Annotated in this window: 20 protein-coding genes; all 20 read left to right on the top strand. The window is 66.5% G+C overall.

Translation table 11 applies throughout. The features are described from left to right. The 20 genes from mlaD to tatC all read left to right on the top strand — a co-directional run bounded on the left by mlaD (position 1) and on the right by tatC (position 14,306). Positions 1-501, top strand: coding sequence for an outer membrane lipid asymmetry maintenance protein MlaD (mlaD, locus tag V6V88_RS00905; protein WP_056320371.1), 501 nt, complete (start codon positions 1-3; stop codon positions 499-501). An 81-nt stretch (positions 502-582) separates the two neighbouring features. Next, positions 583-1,389, top strand: a complete 807-nt coding sequence (locus V6V88_RS00900) for a VacJ family lipoprotein (protein WP_056320374.1) — start codon at positions 583-585, stop codon at positions 1,387-1,389. A gap of 37 nt (positions 1,390-1,426) precedes the next feature. Next, positions 1,427-2,065, top strand: a complete 639-nt coding sequence (locus tag V6V88_RS00895; protein ID WP_056320376.1) for an ABC transporter substrate-binding protein — start codon at positions 1,427-1,429, stop codon at positions 2,063-2,065. Between the two features lie 175 nt (positions 2,066-2,240). Then, a complete protein-coding gene (locus V6V88_RS00890; protein WP_223573864.1) occupies positions 2,241-3,053 on the top strand; it encodes an ABC transporter ATP-binding protein in 813 nt (270 codons plus the stop codon). Further along, on the top strand, positions 3,050-3,862 hold the full coding sequence (locus V6V88_RS00885; RefSeq protein ID WP_056320380.1) for an ABC transporter permease: 813 nt from the start codon (positions 3,050-3,052) through the stop codon (positions 3,860-3,862). The genes V6V88_RS00890 and V6V88_RS00885 overlap by 4 nt, the downstream gene beginning before the upstream one ends. Before the next feature lie 5 nt (positions 3,863-3,867). Then, the gene (locus V6V88_RS00880; RefSeq protein WP_056320382.1) at positions 3,868-4,113 is read left to right on the top strand and encodes a BolA family protein; all 246 of its coding nucleotides are present in this window, start codon (positions 3,868-3,870) and stop codon (positions 4,111-4,113) included. After that, positions 4,113-5,384: a UDP-N-acetylglucosamine 1-carboxyvinyltransferase gene (gene murA, locus V6V88_RS00875; protein WP_056320441.1), complete on the top strand. Its 1,272-nt coding sequence runs from the start codon at positions 4,113-4,115 to the stop codon at positions 5,382-5,384. Before V6V88_RS00880 ends, murA begins: the two co-directional genes overlap by 1 nt. Continuing rightward, on the top strand, positions 5,381-6,055 hold the full coding sequence (hisG, locus tag V6V88_RS00870; protein WP_056320385.1) for an ATP phosphoribosyltransferase: 675 nt from the start codon (positions 5,381-5,383) through the stop codon (positions 6,053-6,055). Before murA ends, hisG begins: the two co-directional genes overlap by 4 nt. A gap of 61 nt (positions 6,056-6,116) precedes the next feature. Next, the gene (gene hisD / locus V6V88_RS00865) at positions 6,117-7,421 is read left to right on the top strand and encodes a histidinol dehydrogenase (protein WP_175235879.1); all 1,305 of its coding nucleotides are present in this window, start codon (positions 6,117-6,119) and stop codon (positions 7,419-7,421) included. Then, the gene (hisC, locus tag V6V88_RS00860) at positions 7,418-8,521 is read left to right on the top strand and encodes a histidinol-phosphate transaminase (RefSeq protein ID WP_338617286.1); all 1,104 of its coding nucleotides are present in this window, start codon (positions 7,418-7,420) and stop codon (positions 8,519-8,521) included. The genes hisD and hisC overlap by 4 nt, the downstream gene beginning before the upstream one ends. A 1-nt stretch (position 8,522) precedes the next feature. Beyond that, complete coding sequence (gene hisB, locus V6V88_RS00855; protein ID WP_008160445.1) at positions 8,523-9,110, top strand: imidazoleglycerol-phosphate dehydratase HisB; 588 nt, start codon at positions 8,523-8,525, stop codon at positions 9,108-9,110. Positions 9,111-9,162: 52 nt separating this feature from the next. Beyond that, a complete protein-coding gene (gene hisH / locus V6V88_RS00850) occupies positions 9,163-9,861 on the top strand; it encodes an imidazole glycerol phosphate synthase subunit HisH (RefSeq protein ID WP_338617280.1) in 699 nt (232 codons plus the stop codon). Between the two features lie 56 nt (positions 9,862-9,917). Next, positions 9,918-10,658 carry a 1-(5-phosphoribosyl)-5-[(5-phosphoribosylamino)methylideneamino]imidazole-4-carboxamide isomerase gene (hisA, locus tag V6V88_RS00845; protein WP_006224535.1) on the top strand — a complete coding sequence of 247 codons (741 nt, stop codon included), beginning with the start codon at positions 9,918-9,920 and terminating at the stop codon, positions 10,656-10,658. After that, complete coding sequence (hisF, locus tag V6V88_RS00840) at positions 10,655-11,476, top strand: imidazole glycerol phosphate synthase subunit HisF (protein ID WP_056320396.1); 822 nt, start codon at positions 10,655-10,657, stop codon at positions 11,474-11,476. The genes hisA and hisF overlap by 4 nt, the downstream gene beginning before the upstream one ends. A 2-nt stretch (positions 11,477-11,478) precedes the next feature. After that, on the top strand, positions 11,479-11,883 hold the full coding sequence (gene hisI, locus V6V88_RS00835) for a phosphoribosyl-AMP cyclohydrolase (RefSeq protein WP_056320398.1): 405 nt from the start codon (positions 11,479-11,481) through the stop codon (positions 11,881-11,883). Further along, entirely contained in the window at positions 11,880-12,230 is a 351-nt protein-coding gene (locus V6V88_RS00830) for a phosphoribosyl-ATP diphosphatase (RefSeq protein ID WP_062840179.1), read from the top strand. Before hisI ends, V6V88_RS00830 begins: the two co-directional genes overlap by 4 nt. Positions 12,231-12,247: 17 nt before the next feature. Next, the gene (locus V6V88_RS00825) at positions 12,248-12,616 is read left to right on the top strand and encodes a histidine triad nucleotide-binding protein (protein ID WP_056320402.1); all 369 of its coding nucleotides are present in this window, start codon (positions 12,248-12,250) and stop codon (positions 12,614-12,616) included. 14 nt (positions 12,617-12,630) lie between these two features. Continuing rightward, positions 12,631-12,858, top strand: a complete 228-nt coding sequence (gene tatA, locus V6V88_RS00820; RefSeq protein WP_056320404.1) for a Sec-independent protein translocase subunit TatA — start codon at positions 12,631-12,633, stop codon at positions 12,856-12,858. Between the two features lie 75 nt (positions 12,859-12,933). Beyond that, entirely contained in the window at positions 12,934-13,515 is a 582-nt protein-coding gene (tatB, locus tag V6V88_RS00815) for a Sec-independent protein translocase protein TatB (protein WP_062840178.1), read from the top strand. Then, positions 13,512-14,306 (top strand): twin-arginine translocase subunit TatC, encoded by a 795-nt coding sequence (gene tatC, locus V6V88_RS00810; RefSeq protein ID WP_056320409.1) that lies wholly within the window; start codon positions 13,512-13,514, stop codon positions 14,304-14,306. The genes tatB and tatC overlap by 4 nt, the downstream gene beginning before the upstream one ends. Positions 14,307-14,381 lie beyond the last annotated feature (75 nt).

Here is a 14,381-nt window from a genome sequence, read left to right as displayed (position 1 = left end):
ATGTCACGCGAAAAAACCGACTTCTGGGTAGGCCTGTTTGTATTGCTCGGCGCGATCGCGCTTGGATTCCTGGCGTTGCGCGCCGGCAACTTGAGCACCTTTTCCTTTGCCCCGACCTATACCGTGACCGCCAACTTCGATAACGTAGGCGGCCTCAAGGTGCGCGCGCCGGTCAAGAGCGCCGGCGTGGTGGTGGGCCGGGTCACGAACATTTCCTTCGACGACAAGACCTTCCAGGCCATCGTTTCGGTCGATCTGGAAACGGCATACCAGTTCCCCAAGGACTCGTCGGCCGCCATCCTGACCTCGGGCCTCCTGGGCGAGCAATACCTGGGCCTGACCGCCGGAAGCGAGGAAGATAACTTTACCGACGGCGGAAAAATCCGCTATACACAAAGCGCCGTGGTCCTGGAGCAGCTGATCAGCCAATTCCTGTACGGGTCGGCGGAAAAGCAGGGCACGACCGCCGCGCCGGAAGGCGCTCCCAAGGCGCAGGATTAAAGGCCCGGCACAAACAAGCCGTTACTACGCTGCGTCTCGCGGTCGCGATAACAAAAGAATGTTGATAGGGATACCCGGATCATGAATAAGAAAGCTATTTCCCGAATTGCCACCGTCGCAGCGGCGGGCGCGCTGATGGCCGGCTGCGCCGCACCCAAGAATCCGGATCCGCGCGACCCCTGGGAAGGCTTCAACCGTGGCGTCTACCAGTTCAACGACACGGTCGACCGCGCGGTGTTCAAGCCGGTCGCGCAGGCCTACACGTTCGTGACGCCGCAGCCCGTGCGCAGCTGCATCCACAACATCTTCAGCAACGTCGGCGACCTGTGGTCCGGCACCAACAGCTTCCTGCAGGGCCGCGGCCACGACTTCGTGAACACGCTGGGCCGCTTCCTGTTCAACACGACCATGGGCGTGGGCGGCTGCTTCGACGTCGCCTCGGCCAATGGCGCGCGCAAGATCCCCAACGATTTCGGCACGACGCTCGGCGTCTGGGGCTTCAGCCAGGGTCCGTACCTGGTGCTGCCGTTCTTCGGCGCCTCCAGCGTGCGTGATGGCGTCGGCCTGGTCGGCGACCTGTACGGCACCACCTACGGCTACATGGGCGTGGACTCGATCGACAACGTCCGCCTGCGCAATTCGCTGTGGGGTCTGCGCATCGTCGACACGCGCGCCAACCTGCTCGACACCACCGACACCATCGACCGCGTGGCGCTGGACCCGTACAGCTTCGTGCGCGACGCCTTCCTGCAACGCCGCGCCGCCATGGTCCTGGGCCATCGCGTGGATGACGAAGGCTCGCTGCCCAACTACGAAGACGACGGCGACGACGCCCCCGCCGCCCCCGCGCCGGCCCCCGTGCCTGCACCGCAACCCGCGAACAAGTAAGCTGTCGGATTGCGCTTTCGGTACTGAAGGAGATTTGATGCGATTTTCCGTTCCCTCCCTGTTGCAGCGGCTGATGTTCGCGGGCCTGCTCGGCCTGTCCGCCGCCACGGCCGCGTCAGCCGCACAAGCCAAGCCGGATCCCAACGGCCCGCCCGAACAATTCGTGCTGGCTGCCGCCAACGAGGCCCTGGATGTCCTGAAGGCTGACGGCGCGGTCCGGGCCGGCAACACCGCCCGCATCAACCAGGTCGTCGACCAGCACATCCTGCCGTACGTCAACTTCCAGAAGACGACGCGCCTGGCCGCCGGCCGCTACTGGCGCCAGGCCTCCGACCAGCAGAAAACGGCGCTGGCCGAGGCTTTTCGCGGCACGCTGATCCGCACGTACAGCGGCGCGCTGACCCGCGTCACGTCCAGCACCACCATCACCGGCCTGCCGTTCCGCGGCGATCCCAAGGCCGACGACGTGGTCGTGCGCACGCTGATCAGCCAGTCCAACAGCCAGCCGGTGGGCGTGGACTACCGCCTGGAAAAGACCCCGCAGGGCTGGAAGATCTACGACATGAACGTCGAAGGCATCTGGCTGATCGAGAACTACCGCAACCAGTTCGCCCAGCAGATCAACCAGAACGGCATCGACGGCCTGATCCAGGCGCTGAACCAGCGCAACAAGTAAAGACCCGTTCAGGCTCAGCTCGGCCCGGCGCGTCCCCTCGGGGGTCCGCCGGGCCGATTGTTTTTGGGGACGCAACAAGCGGGGCGTCCCCTTTGCCACCGGGGCCATCAGGGCTCCTGCCGCACCGCGCTTATATAATGGTCAATTCGCTCTTTCCGGGCCATCTCCCCCCGTCATGTCTGCCGTCAGCCTAGAAAACGTCTCCAAGATCTACTCGCCGCGCCAGCGCGGCTGGCAGAAACTGCTCGGGCGCGCGCCCCGGCCCGGCTTTCAGGCGCTGGACAACGTCAGCCTGAACATCGAGCACGGTGAGTTCTTCGGCCTGCTCGGTCCCAACGGCGCGGGCAAGACCACGCTCATCTCCATCCTGGCGGGCCTCGCGCGCGCCACCGCGGGCCGTGCCACGGTCTGTGGTTACGACGTCGTGGCCGACTACAAGTCGGCGCGGCGGGCGCTGGGCGTCGTGCCGCAGGAATTGGTCTATGACCCGTTCTTTACCGTGCGCGAGACGCTGCGCATCCAGTCCGGGTACTTCGGCCTGCGCAAGAACGACGACTGGATCGACGAGATCCTGTTCAACCTGGGCCTGGCCGACAAGGCCAATTCCAACATGCGCGCGCTGTCCGGCGGCATGAAGCGCCGGGTGCTGGTGGCGCAGGCGCTGGTGCACCGCCCGCCCGTCATCGTGCTGGACGAGCCGACCGCGGGCGTGGACGTGGACCTGCGCCGCACGCTGTGGGAGTTCATTTCGCGGCTGAACAAGGCCGGCCACACCATCATGCTCACCACGCACTACCTCGAAGAGGCCGAGGCGCTCTGTAACCGCATCGCCATGCTCAAGGGCGGGCGTGTCGTGGCGCTGGACACCACGCAGGCGCTGCTTGCCCGCGTGGGCGGCGTGGACCTGGAAGACGCTTTCGTGCGCATCATGCACCAGGACGACGAGCCCGGCGCGCGCGCCCTGCAACCCGAAGAGATCTCATCATGACCCAGCCCGCCACGCCTGCCGGCCAGCCGCTGGTGCAGCCCCGCCTGGACGCCGGCTCCGGCTTTCCGACCCTGCTGCGCAAGGAATTGCTGCGCTTCTGGAAGGTCAGTTTTCAGACCATTGCCGCGCCGGTCATCACCGCGCTGCTGTACCTGCTGGTCTTCGCGCATGTGCTGGAGGGGCGCGTCACGGTGTACGGCACGGTGCCCTACACGTCGTTCCTGATCCCCGGGCTCATGATGATGAGCATGCTGCAGAACGCGTTCGCCAATCCGTCCTCGTCGCTCATCCAGAGCCGCATCACCGGCAACCTGGTGTTCATGCTGCTGCCGCCGCTGTCGCACCGGGACATCTTCGGCGCCTATGTACTGGCCGCGATCGCGCGGGGTCTGGCGGTCGGCCTGTGCGTGTGGGCCGTGGCGCTGTTCTTCGTGCCGCTGGCGCCCGCGCATCCGCTGTGGGTGCTGGTCTTTGCAGTGATGGCGTGCGGCATCATGGGCACGCTGGGACTGGTCGCGGGCCTGTGGTCCGAAAAATTCGACCAGCTCGCGGCCTTCCAGAACTTCCTGATCATGCCGGCCACCTTCCTGTCCGGCGTGTTCTATTCCATCCATACGCTGCCGCCGTTCTGGCAAAGCGTCTCGCACTGGAACCCCATCTTCTACACCATCGACGGATTCCGCTACGGATTCTTCTCGGTGTCGGACGTCTCGCCGTGGCACAGCCTGGCGGTGGTGACGGCGGTGTTCCTTGCGCTCTCCGCTTACGCGCTGCGGCTTCTGGCCAGCGGCTACAAACTCAGGAACTGACGTCCATGCTTCCCACTCCCGCGCAAGTCCGCCAATACATCGCTGACGGCCTGCCCTGTGAACATCTCGACGTGCAGGGCGACGGGTCGCATTTCGACGCCGTCATCGTCAGCACGGCCTTCGAAGGCAAGCGCCTGATCCAGCGCCACCAGCTCGTCTACGCCGCGCTGGGCGACCGCATGAAAGCCGAGATCCACGCCCTGTCGATGCGCACCCTGACCCCCGCCGAATACCAGAAAGCAGGCGAATGATGGACAAGCTTCGCATTACCGGCGGCGCGCGGCTGCATGGCGAGATCTCGATTTCCGGCGCCAAGAACTCGGCCCTGCCGATCCTGTGCGCGGGCCTGCTGACCGCCGACACGCTGGTTCTGTCCAATGTGCCGCGCCTGAACGACACCGGCACCATGCTGCGCCTGCTGGCCCGCATGGGCGTGCGCGCCGAACGCGCCGACGACGGCATCGTCACGCTGCAGGCCGGCAACGTCGACAGCCTGGAAGCGCCGTACGACCTGGTCAAGACGATGCGCGCCTCGATCCTGGTGCTGGGCCCGCTGGTCGCGCGGTTCGGCGAGGCCCGCGTCAGCCTGCCCGGCGGCTGCACCATCGGCCAGCGGCCGGTTGATCAGCACATCAAGGGCCTTGCCGCGCTGGGTGCTGAAATCAGCATCGAGCACGGCTTCGTGGTGGCGCGCGCCAAGCGCCTGAAGGGCGCCTCCATCCGCACCGACATGGTCACGGTCACCGGCACGGAAAACCTGCTGATGGCCGCCGTGCTGGCCGAGGGCCGCACCGTGCTGGAAAACGCCGCGCGCGAGCCCGAAGTGGTGGACCTGGCGGAACTGCTCATCAAGATGGGCGCCCGCATCCAGGGCCACGGCACCGACCGCATCGTGATCGACGGCGTCGAGCGCCTGCACGGCGCCGAACACCGCGTCATCTCCGACCGCATCGAGGCCGGCACCTTCCTGTGCGCGGTGGGCGCGGCCGGCGGCGACATCCTGCTCAAGAACGCGGATGCCGACATCCTGGGCGCCACGCTGGACAAGTTGACCGAAGCGGGCCTGACCATCGAAACCGGTCCCGGCTGGATCCGCGGCGCGATGGACAAGCGCCCCAAGGCCGTGGGTTTCCGCACGCACGAGTACCCGGGCTTTGCCACCGACATGCAGGCCCAGCTGATGGCGCTGAACACCGTGGCCGACGGCACGTCGGTCATCGTCGAGACCATCTTCGAGAACCGCTACATGCACGTGCAGGAACTGCGCCGCATGGGCGCCCAGATCGACATCGACGGCCACACCGCTGTCGTGCGCGGCGTGCCGCGCCTGTCGGGCGCAACGGTCATGGCGACCGACCTGCGCGCCTCCGCCAGCCTGGTGATCGCCGGCCTGGCCGCCGATGGCGATACGCTGGTCGACCGCATCTACCACCTGGATCGCGGCTACGATCAGATGGAAGTGAAACTGCGCGCCCTGGGCGCGGATATCCAACGAGTTACCGGCAAGGAACAGGCTCAATGAGCAATGCCTCCGTCACCCCCCTGACCCTGGCGCTGTCCAAGGGCCGCATCTTCGAAGAGACCATGCCGTTGCTGGCGGAAGCCGGCATCGAAGTCCCTGAGAACCCCGAAAGCTCGCGCAAGCTCATCCTGCCCACCAGCGATCCCGGCCTGCGCCTGATCATCGTGCGCGCCTCGGATGTGCCCACCTACGTGCAGTACGGCGCGGCCGACCTGGGCATCGCGGGCAAGGACGTGCTGATCGAGCACGCCAAGGAACAGCCCGGCGGCCTGTACCAGCCCATCGACCTGAACATCGCCAAGTGCCGCCTGGCCGTGGCCGTGCGCAACGGCTTTGACTACGACGCCGCGGTCCACCAGGGCGCGCGCCTGCGCGTGGCCACCAAGTACGTACAGTCAGCCCGTGAACACTTCGCGGCCAAGGGTGTGTACGTGGACATCATCAAGCTGTATGGTTCGATGGAACTGGCGCCGCTCGTCGGCCTGGCCGATTGCATCGTCGACCTCGTGTCCACCGGCGGCACGCTGCGCGCCAACGACCTGGTCGCCGTGGAAGACGTCATGCCGATCTCGTCGCGCCTGATCGTCAACCAGGCCGCCCTGAAAACCCGCGGCGACCGTCTGCAGCCGCTGCTGGACGCCTTTGCAAGAGCGGCCTCCCGCAACGTCTGACTCCCGCCCGCCGCGCCCGGCGCGGCGGCCGATACCGTTACCTGCTTTGCTCCATGACGCCATGGCCCTGATCAATCGTCTCGACTCCCGCGATCCCGGATTCAAATCCGCCCTGTCCAAGCTGCTGGCCTTCGAGGCCACCGAGGACGAATCCATCGACCGCGCCGCCGCCAGCATCCTGGCCGACGTGCGCACCCGCGGCGACGCCGCGCTGGTGGAATACACGCAGCGGTTTGACCGCATGCCGGACGCGGCAGCGCATACGCTGGAGATCCCCAAGGCCGATTGGCATGCGGCCCTGGCCGGGCTGCCGGCCGCGCAGCGCAATGCGCTGGAAGCCGCCGCCGACCGCGTGCGCGCCTACCACGAGCGCCAGCGCGCCGAGACCTGGACCTACACCGAAGCCGACGGCACGCTGCTTGGCCAGCAGGTCACGCCGCTGGACCGCGTGGGCCTGTACGTGCCCGGCGGCAAGGCCGCGTATCCGTCGTCCGTGCTGATGAACGCCATTCCGGCCAAGGTCGCGGGCGTGCAGGAATTGGTCATGGTCACGCCCACGCCGGACGGCGTGCGCAATCCCATCGTGCTGGCCGCCGCCGCCATCGGCGGCGTGGACCGCGTGTTCGCCATCGGCGGCGCGCAGGCCGTGGGTGCGCTGGCCTATGGCACCGACACCGTGCCGGCCGTGGACAAGATCGTCGGCCCGGGCAATGCCTACGTCGCGGCCGCCAAGCGCCGCGTGTTCGGCGTGGTCGGCATCGACATGATCGCCGGCCCCAGCGAAATTCTGGTCATCTGCGACGGCAAGACGCCGGCCGACTGGATCGCGATGGACCTGTTCTCGCAGGCCGAGCACGACGAGCTCGCCCAGTCCATCCTGCTCTGTCCCGACGCCGCCTTCATCGAAGAAGTCGAAGCGGCCATCGCCCGCCTCCTGCCCACCATGCCGCGCGCCGACATCCTGCGCGTCAGCCTGGCCAACCGCGGCGCGCTGATCCTGGTGCGTGACCTGGAAGAAGCCTGCCAGATCGCCAACGACATCGCCCCCGAGCATTTGGAAATCTCCACCGAGCAGCCCGAGGTCTGGACCGCCCGCATCCGCCACGCCGGCGCCATCTTCATGGGCCGCTTCAGCTCGGAAGCCCTGGGCGACTACTGCGCCGGCCCGAACCACGTGCTGCCCACCTCGCGCACGGCGCGCTTCTCGTCGCCGCTGGGCGTGTATGACTTCCAGAAGCGTTCCAGCTTGATCCAGGTCTCGCACGCCGGCGCCCAGACGCTGGGACGCATCGCCGCCGAACTGGCGCTGGGCGAGGGCTTGCAGGCGCATGCCGCAAGCGCCCAGTACCGGGTCGACAAGACATGAGCGCGGGACCGGCGGACGTCGCCGGCCGCGTCAAAGGCACCGTCCGCGCCGACATCCGCGAGCTGGCGGCGTACCCCGTCGCCCATGCCGAAGGCTGCATCAAGCTGGACGCCATGGAATGCCCGTACGAGCTGCCCGAAGCCGTGCGCGATGACATCGCGCGCGCCGTCCGCGACACGCCGCTGAACCGCTATCCGTCCGCGGATCTCTCCGCGCTGCAAGCCGCCGTCAAGACAGCCTTCGGCGTGCCCGATGGCGCGGACGTGTTGTTCGGCAACGGCTCGGACGAACTCATCCACCTGATGGTGCAGGCGTGCTGCAACCCAGGCGACGCGGTGCTGTCGCCGTGGCCGTCGTTCGTGTATTTCGACATGGCCGCGCGTTTCGATCACGCGCGTTTCGTGGGCGTGCCGCTGACCGATGACCTGACCCTGGACCTGCCGGCCATGCTGGCGGCCATCGGCCAGCATCAGCCTAAGCTGGTGTTCCTGGCCACGCCCAACAATCCCACGGGCGGCCTCTGGTCGCGCGAGGACGTGGACGCCATCATCCAGGCCGCGCCGGGGCTCGTGGTGATCGACGAGGCCTACCAGCCGTTCGCGGACTACACCTGGATGCCGCGCGTGCTGGAGGCGCCCAACGTGGTCGTCATGCGCACCGTGTCCAAGATCGGCCTGGCGGGGCTGCGCTTTGGCTACCTGGCCGGCGATCCGGCCTGGATCGCCGAGCTGAACAAGGTGCGCCCGCCCTACAACCTGAACGTGCTGACGCAGGCCACGCTGCAGGCCGTGCTGCGGCACAAGGCCGTGCTGGACGAACAGGCGGCCCGGCTGCGCGCCGACCGCGAACCGCTGGCCGCGGCGCTGGCGCAATTGCCCGGCGTCAGGGTATTCCCTTCCGCGGCCAATTTCATTCTGGCCCGCTTTTCCGGCAAGCTCGACGGCAACGCCGTGCATCTTGCCCTGAAAACGCGCAAAATATTGATTCGCAACTTCTCCAATGCCCACCCGCTGCTGGCCAACTGCCTGCGCATCTCGGTGGGCGCCCCGGCCGAGAACGCCGCCTTGCTATCCGCCCTGCAAGAGATCCTGAGTGCTTAACATGCGTACCGCAGAAATCACCCGCAACACCAACGAAACCCGCATCCGCGTGGCCATCAACCTGGATGGCACCGGCAAGCAGACGATCGACACGGGCGTGCCCTTCCTGGATCACATGCTGGACCAGATCGCGCGTCACGGCCTGATCGACCTGGACATCAAGGCCGAAGGCGACCTGCACATCGACGCGCATCACACGGTGGAAGACGTGGGCATCACGCTGGGCATGGCCATCGCCAAGGCCGCGGGCACCAAGGCCGGCCTGCGCCGCTACGGTCACGCGTACGTGCCGCTGGACGAAGCGCTGTCGCGCGTGGTGGTGGACTTCTCCGGCCGTCCCGGCCTGGAATATCACATCCCGTTCACGCGCTCGCACATCGGCAGCTTCGACGTGGACCTCACGCGCGAATTCTTCCAGGGCCTGGTCAATCACGCGCTGATCACGATGCACATCGACAACCTGCGCGGCTTCAACTCGCACCATCAGGCGGAAACCGTGTTCAAGGCCTGTGGCCGCGCGCTGCGCATGGCGCTGGAAGTCGACCCGCGCATGGGCGACGTCGTGCCGTCCACCAAGGGCGTGCTGTAAGGTACGCAACCCAGGCCAGCCATCCCCTTCGCACCGCACCAGGCAGACAGAAGTGACCACTATCGCCATCGTCGACTACGGAATGGGCAATTTCCATTCCGTCGCACGCGCCCTGAAATACGCCGCGCCTGACGCCGACATCCGCATCTGCAACCAGCCCCAGGAAATCGCCGCCGCCGACCGCGTGGTGTTTCCGGGCCAGGGCGCGATGGCGGACTGCATGCGCACCCTGAACGAATCCGGACTGCGCGACGCCGTCGTGCGCGCCGCCCGCGAAAAGCCCCTGCTGGGCGTCTGCGTGGGCGAACAGATGCTGTTCGACGCCAGCGAAGAAGGCGCCACCACCTGCCTGGGCCTGTTCCCGGGCGTCGTGCGCCGCTTTTCCGGCCCCGGCTTTGCCGACCTGATCCCCGCCGACGACGAAGCCTGCCTGGCCGACACGGGCGCGGCAGGTCTGGTGGACACCCGCCCCGAGCGCCTGAAGGTGCCGCACATGGGCTGGAACAAGGTCCGCCACACCCGGTCTCACCCGATCTGGGAAGGCATTCCGGACGACTCGCACTTCTACTTCGTCCATAGTTATTACGCCGATCCGGCCGATCCGGGCCTGACGGTTGGTGAAACCGATTATGGCGTCACCTTTACCTGCGCGGTGGCGGCAGCTAACATTTTCGCGGTGCAGTTCCACCCCGAAAAGAGCGCCGAGCACGGTTTGCGCCTGTATCGCAATTTTGTAGACTGGCAGCCGTAGGCCCCGAGCCCCGTGCGCCAGCCCGTTCAACCCCATTTTTTTTCTCGCTGCCAACCATGCTGCTGATCCCCGCCATCGATCTCAAAGACGGGCGCTGCGTGCGCCTGCGCCAGGGTGACCTGGACGATGCAACGGTGTTCTCCGAAGACCCCGCCGCCATGGCCACCCGCTGGCTTGACCAGGGCGCCCGCCGCCTGCATCTGGTCGACCTGAACGGTGCCGTCGCCGGCAAGCCCAAGAACGAAGCGCCCATCAAGGCGATCCTGGACGCCGTCGGCGACGACATTCCCGTCCAGATCGGCGGGGGCATCCGTGACCTGGACACCATCGAGCGCTACCTCGACGCCGGCATCTCCTACGTCATCATCGGTACGGCCGCCGTCAAGAATCCGGGCTTCCTGCAGGACGCCTGCGGCGCTTTCCCTGGCCAGATCATCGTCGGCCTGGACGCCCGCGACGGCAAGATCGCCACCGATGGCTGGAGCAAGCTGACCCGCCACGACGTGCTGGATCTGGCCAAGAAATTCGAAGACTACGGCTGCGAAGCCATCATCTACACCGACATCGGCCGTGACGGCATGCTGTCGGGCGTCAACGTCGAAGCCACCGTACGCCTGGCCCAGCACGTGCGCATTCCCGTGTACGCCTCGGGCGGCATCGCCGGCATCCAGGACATCGAGGCGCTGTGCGCCGTCGAGGAAGAGGGTGTCGAAGGCGCCATTCTGGGCCGCAGCATCTACGAAGGCACGCTCGACTTCCAGGCCGCGCAGGCGCGCGCCGACGAATTGGCAAAATGACCACATCCAGCAGCACCCCCGGGGCCGGCGCGACCATGCACAACGCGCTGACCCGCCGCATCATTCCCTGCCTTGACGTCACGGCCGGCCGCGTCGTCAAGGGCGTGAACTTCGTCAACCTGCTCGACGCGGGCGACCCCGTCGAGATCGCCCGCCGCTACAACGAGCAGGGCGCCGACGAACTCACGTTCCTGGACATCACCGCCACCAGCGACGGCCGCGACCTGATCCTGCCCATCATCGAGCAGGTGGCCTCGCAGGTCTTCATTCCGCTGACGGTGGGCGGCGGCGTGCGCCAGGTGTCCGACATCCAGCGCCTGCTGAACGCCGGCGCCGACAAGATCAGCATCAACAGCGCCGCGGTGGCCAATCCCGACCTGGTTCGCGCGGCCTCGGACTACCACGGCTCGCAATGCGTGGTCGTGGCCATCGACGCCCGCCGCGTTTCCGCGGCCGGCGAACCGGCGCGCTGGGAAGTCTTCACGCACGGCGGCCGCAAGGCCACCGGCCTGGATGCCGTGGCGTGGGCGCGCCGCATGGCCGCCTATGGCGCGGGCGAAATCCTGCTCACCAGCATGGACCGCGATGGCACCAAGTCCGGATTCGACCTGGAACTGACCCGCACCGTCTCGGACGCGGTACCGGTGCCCGTCATCGCCTCCGGCGGCGTCGGCAACCTGCAGCATCTGGCCGACGGCGTCACCACCGGCCGCGCCAGCGCGGTGCTGGCCGCCAGCATCTTCCATTTTGGCCAGCATACCGTCGGCGAGTGCAAGCGCTTCATGGCCGAACAGGGCATCGCCGTACGATTGGACTGAACATGAGCAACGAACCTGCCTGGATGGCCGACGTCGTCTTCGACGAAAACGGCCTGATCCCCGCCATCGCCCAAGACGCCGAAAACGGCCAGATCATGATGGTCGCCTGGATGAACCGCGAATCGCTGGCCGAAACGGCCGCCACCGGCCGCGCGGTCTATTGGTCGCGCTCGCGCAAGCGTCTGTGGCGCAAGGGTGAAGAATCCGGCCATGTCCAGGAAGTGCATGAACTGCGCCTGGATTGCGACGGCGACGTGGTCCTCCTGAAGGTCCACCAGCAAGGCGGCATCGCCTGCCACACCGGCCGCGCCAGCTGCTTTTTCCGCCGCCTGGAAGGCCAGACCGACCATGCGTCGTGGGTCACGGTGGATCCGGTGCTCAAAGACCCGGAACTCATCTACAAATGACCGATCAGACCCTGACCGCCGCCGACATCCTGGCGCGCATCGCAGACACGCTGGAAACGCGCCGCCCGCAAAATGGCGGCGATCCCCAGGCTTCCTACACGGCCAAGCTGCTGGCCAAGGGCCCCGACGCCTTTTTGAAGAAGATCGGGGAAGAAGCCACGGAACTGGTCATGGCCGCCAAGGATGGCGTGCCCGACCGCATCGTCAGCGAAACCGCCGATTTGTGGTTCCACTGCCTGGTGGCGCTGACGCATTTCAATCTGCGGCCTGAAGACGTGCTGGCCGAGCTGGCACGCCGCGAGGGCCTGTCGGGCCTGGTGGAAAAGGCAAGCCGCCCGAAGGACTGACCACGGAAACCAAACCCATGAGCGACAACTGCCTTTTCTGCAAGATCGCCGCCGGCGACATCCCGTCCAAGAAGGTCTACGAGGACGAGGACTTTGTTGCATTTCACGATATCAATCCGGCCGCGCCGGTCCATTTACTGCTGATTCCTCGACGTCATGTCACATCCATGCAGGATATTACGGGCGAGGACGCAGATTGGTTGGGTAGAATGATGTCGTTGGCGCCGCGGCTTGCCGCCGAAAACGGTTGCCGTCCGGGCCCCGATGGCGGATTTCGCATCATGATCAACTCTGGCGTCGAAGGCGGCCAGGAAGTCCCGCATCTGCATTTCCACATCATCGGCGGCTCGCGTCCCTGGAAAGGGCGCGTGGCCCCCACTGCGTAATTCGGAGAATCATCATGGGTAGTTTCAGCATTTGGCATTGGTTGGTCGTCCTGGTCATCGTCGCGCTGATTTTCGGCACCAAGAAGCTGCGCAACATCGGCGGCGATCTGGGCGGCGCGGTCAAGGGTTTCAAGGACGGCATGAAGGAAGCCAACAGCGACAAGCCCGCCGAACCGGTCACGCAGCAGCGCGTTGCCGGCGACACCATCGACGTGCAGGCCAAGGAAAAGTCCAACTCCTGAGCGTCAGCTTGCACCCCCACGGGCCAGCCCTGAACGGGCCGGCCCTTATTGCTTCAATTCCCAAGCGGCCGTCGAATGTTTGATGTCAGCCTCACTGAACTGATGGTGGTCGGCGTCGTCGCCCTGATCGTCATCGGCCCCGAACGCCTGCCCAAGGTTGCCCGCACCGTCGGTCATCTGCTGGGGCGCGCGCAGCGATACGTCAATGACGTCAAGTCCGATATCCAGCGCGAAATCGAACTCGACGAACTCCGCAAGTTCAAGACTGAAATGGAAGACGCGGCCCAGGGCGTGCAGCAATCGCTGAACGAGACCGGAGCCTCGCTGCAGGAACCCGTGCAGCAGTTCCGCGCCGAATTGGACGAAGTCGCCCGCGAAGCCAGCGGCAAGGCCGCCTCCGCCTCACCGGCCACGGCGACTGCCACGCAAACGCCCGCCGCGGACACGCCCGCCGAGCCCGCGCGCTCGATCGCCCCGCCTAGCCAGAACCGCAATCTGGACCTGGACCTGCCTGCCGCCGAGCCCGCCCCCGTGCCCAACGCCGACCCGCGCCCGGCCGCCCCCCAACAACAACCCGCCCCGGCGCCCAGCGCGACCGCGGCTGACGTCGCCGCGCCTGCCGCCAAGCCCGTCTCGCCCTCCGGAACTTCGTCGTGACCCAGGACGCAACCCAAGAAGAAGGCCAGCAAGAGACCTTCATCTCCCATCTGGTCGAGCTGCGCACCCGTCTGCTGCGCGCTGTCGGCGCCGTGGTGGCGGTGTTCATCGTGCTCTTCATCTATCCCGGCGCGTCGGCCATCTACGACGTGCTGGCCGCGCCCATGCTGGCCTCGCTGCCCGAAGGCACCCGCATGATCGCCACGGGCGTCATCACGCCGTTCATGGTGCCCGTCAAGGTCACGATGATGGCCGCGTTCATCCTGGCGCTGCCGGTGGTGCTGTATCAGGCCTGGGCCTTCGTGGCCCCCGGGCTGTACCGCCACGAAAAGCGCCTGGCGCTGCCGCTCATCGTTTCCAGCACGTTTCTCTTCATCGCGGGCATGGCGTTCTGCTATTTCGTGGTGTTTCGCACGGTGTTCCACTTCATCGCCACGTTCGCGCCGCAGTCCATCACGCCGGCGCCGGACATCGAGGCCTATCTCAGCTTCGTCATGACGATGTTCCTGGCGTTCGGCATCACGTTCGAAGTGCCGGTGGCGGTCGTGCTGCTGGTCAAGATGGGCGTGGTCGAGCTCTCCAAGCTGAAGGCCGCGCGCGGCTACGTGGTGGTGGGCGCCTTCATCATCGCCGCCGTGGTCACCCCGCCCGACGTGGTCAGCCAGTTCATGCTGGCGGTGCCGCTTTGCCTGCTGTACGAGGTCGGACTGATCTGCGCCCGAATGGTCACACCAAAGGAAAGCGCGTCGGAGGACGACGCAGCGTCGGACTCCCTGACCGAGCGCCACTGACCCCGGGGCGCACAGCCAACAAGACGGTCCGCATAAAAGCGGACCGTTTTACCTTGTCGGCCTTTGACCGCGGTC

The organism is Achromobacter sp. E1, from assembly GCF_037039475.1.
GTDB classification, from domain to species: Bacteria; Pseudomonadota; Gammaproteobacteria; order Burkholderiales; family Burkholderiaceae_B; genus Achromobacter; species Achromobacter mucicolens.
Note: the sequence above shows the minus strand (reverse complement) of the source record. Positions and strands in the feature narration are given on the sequence as shown.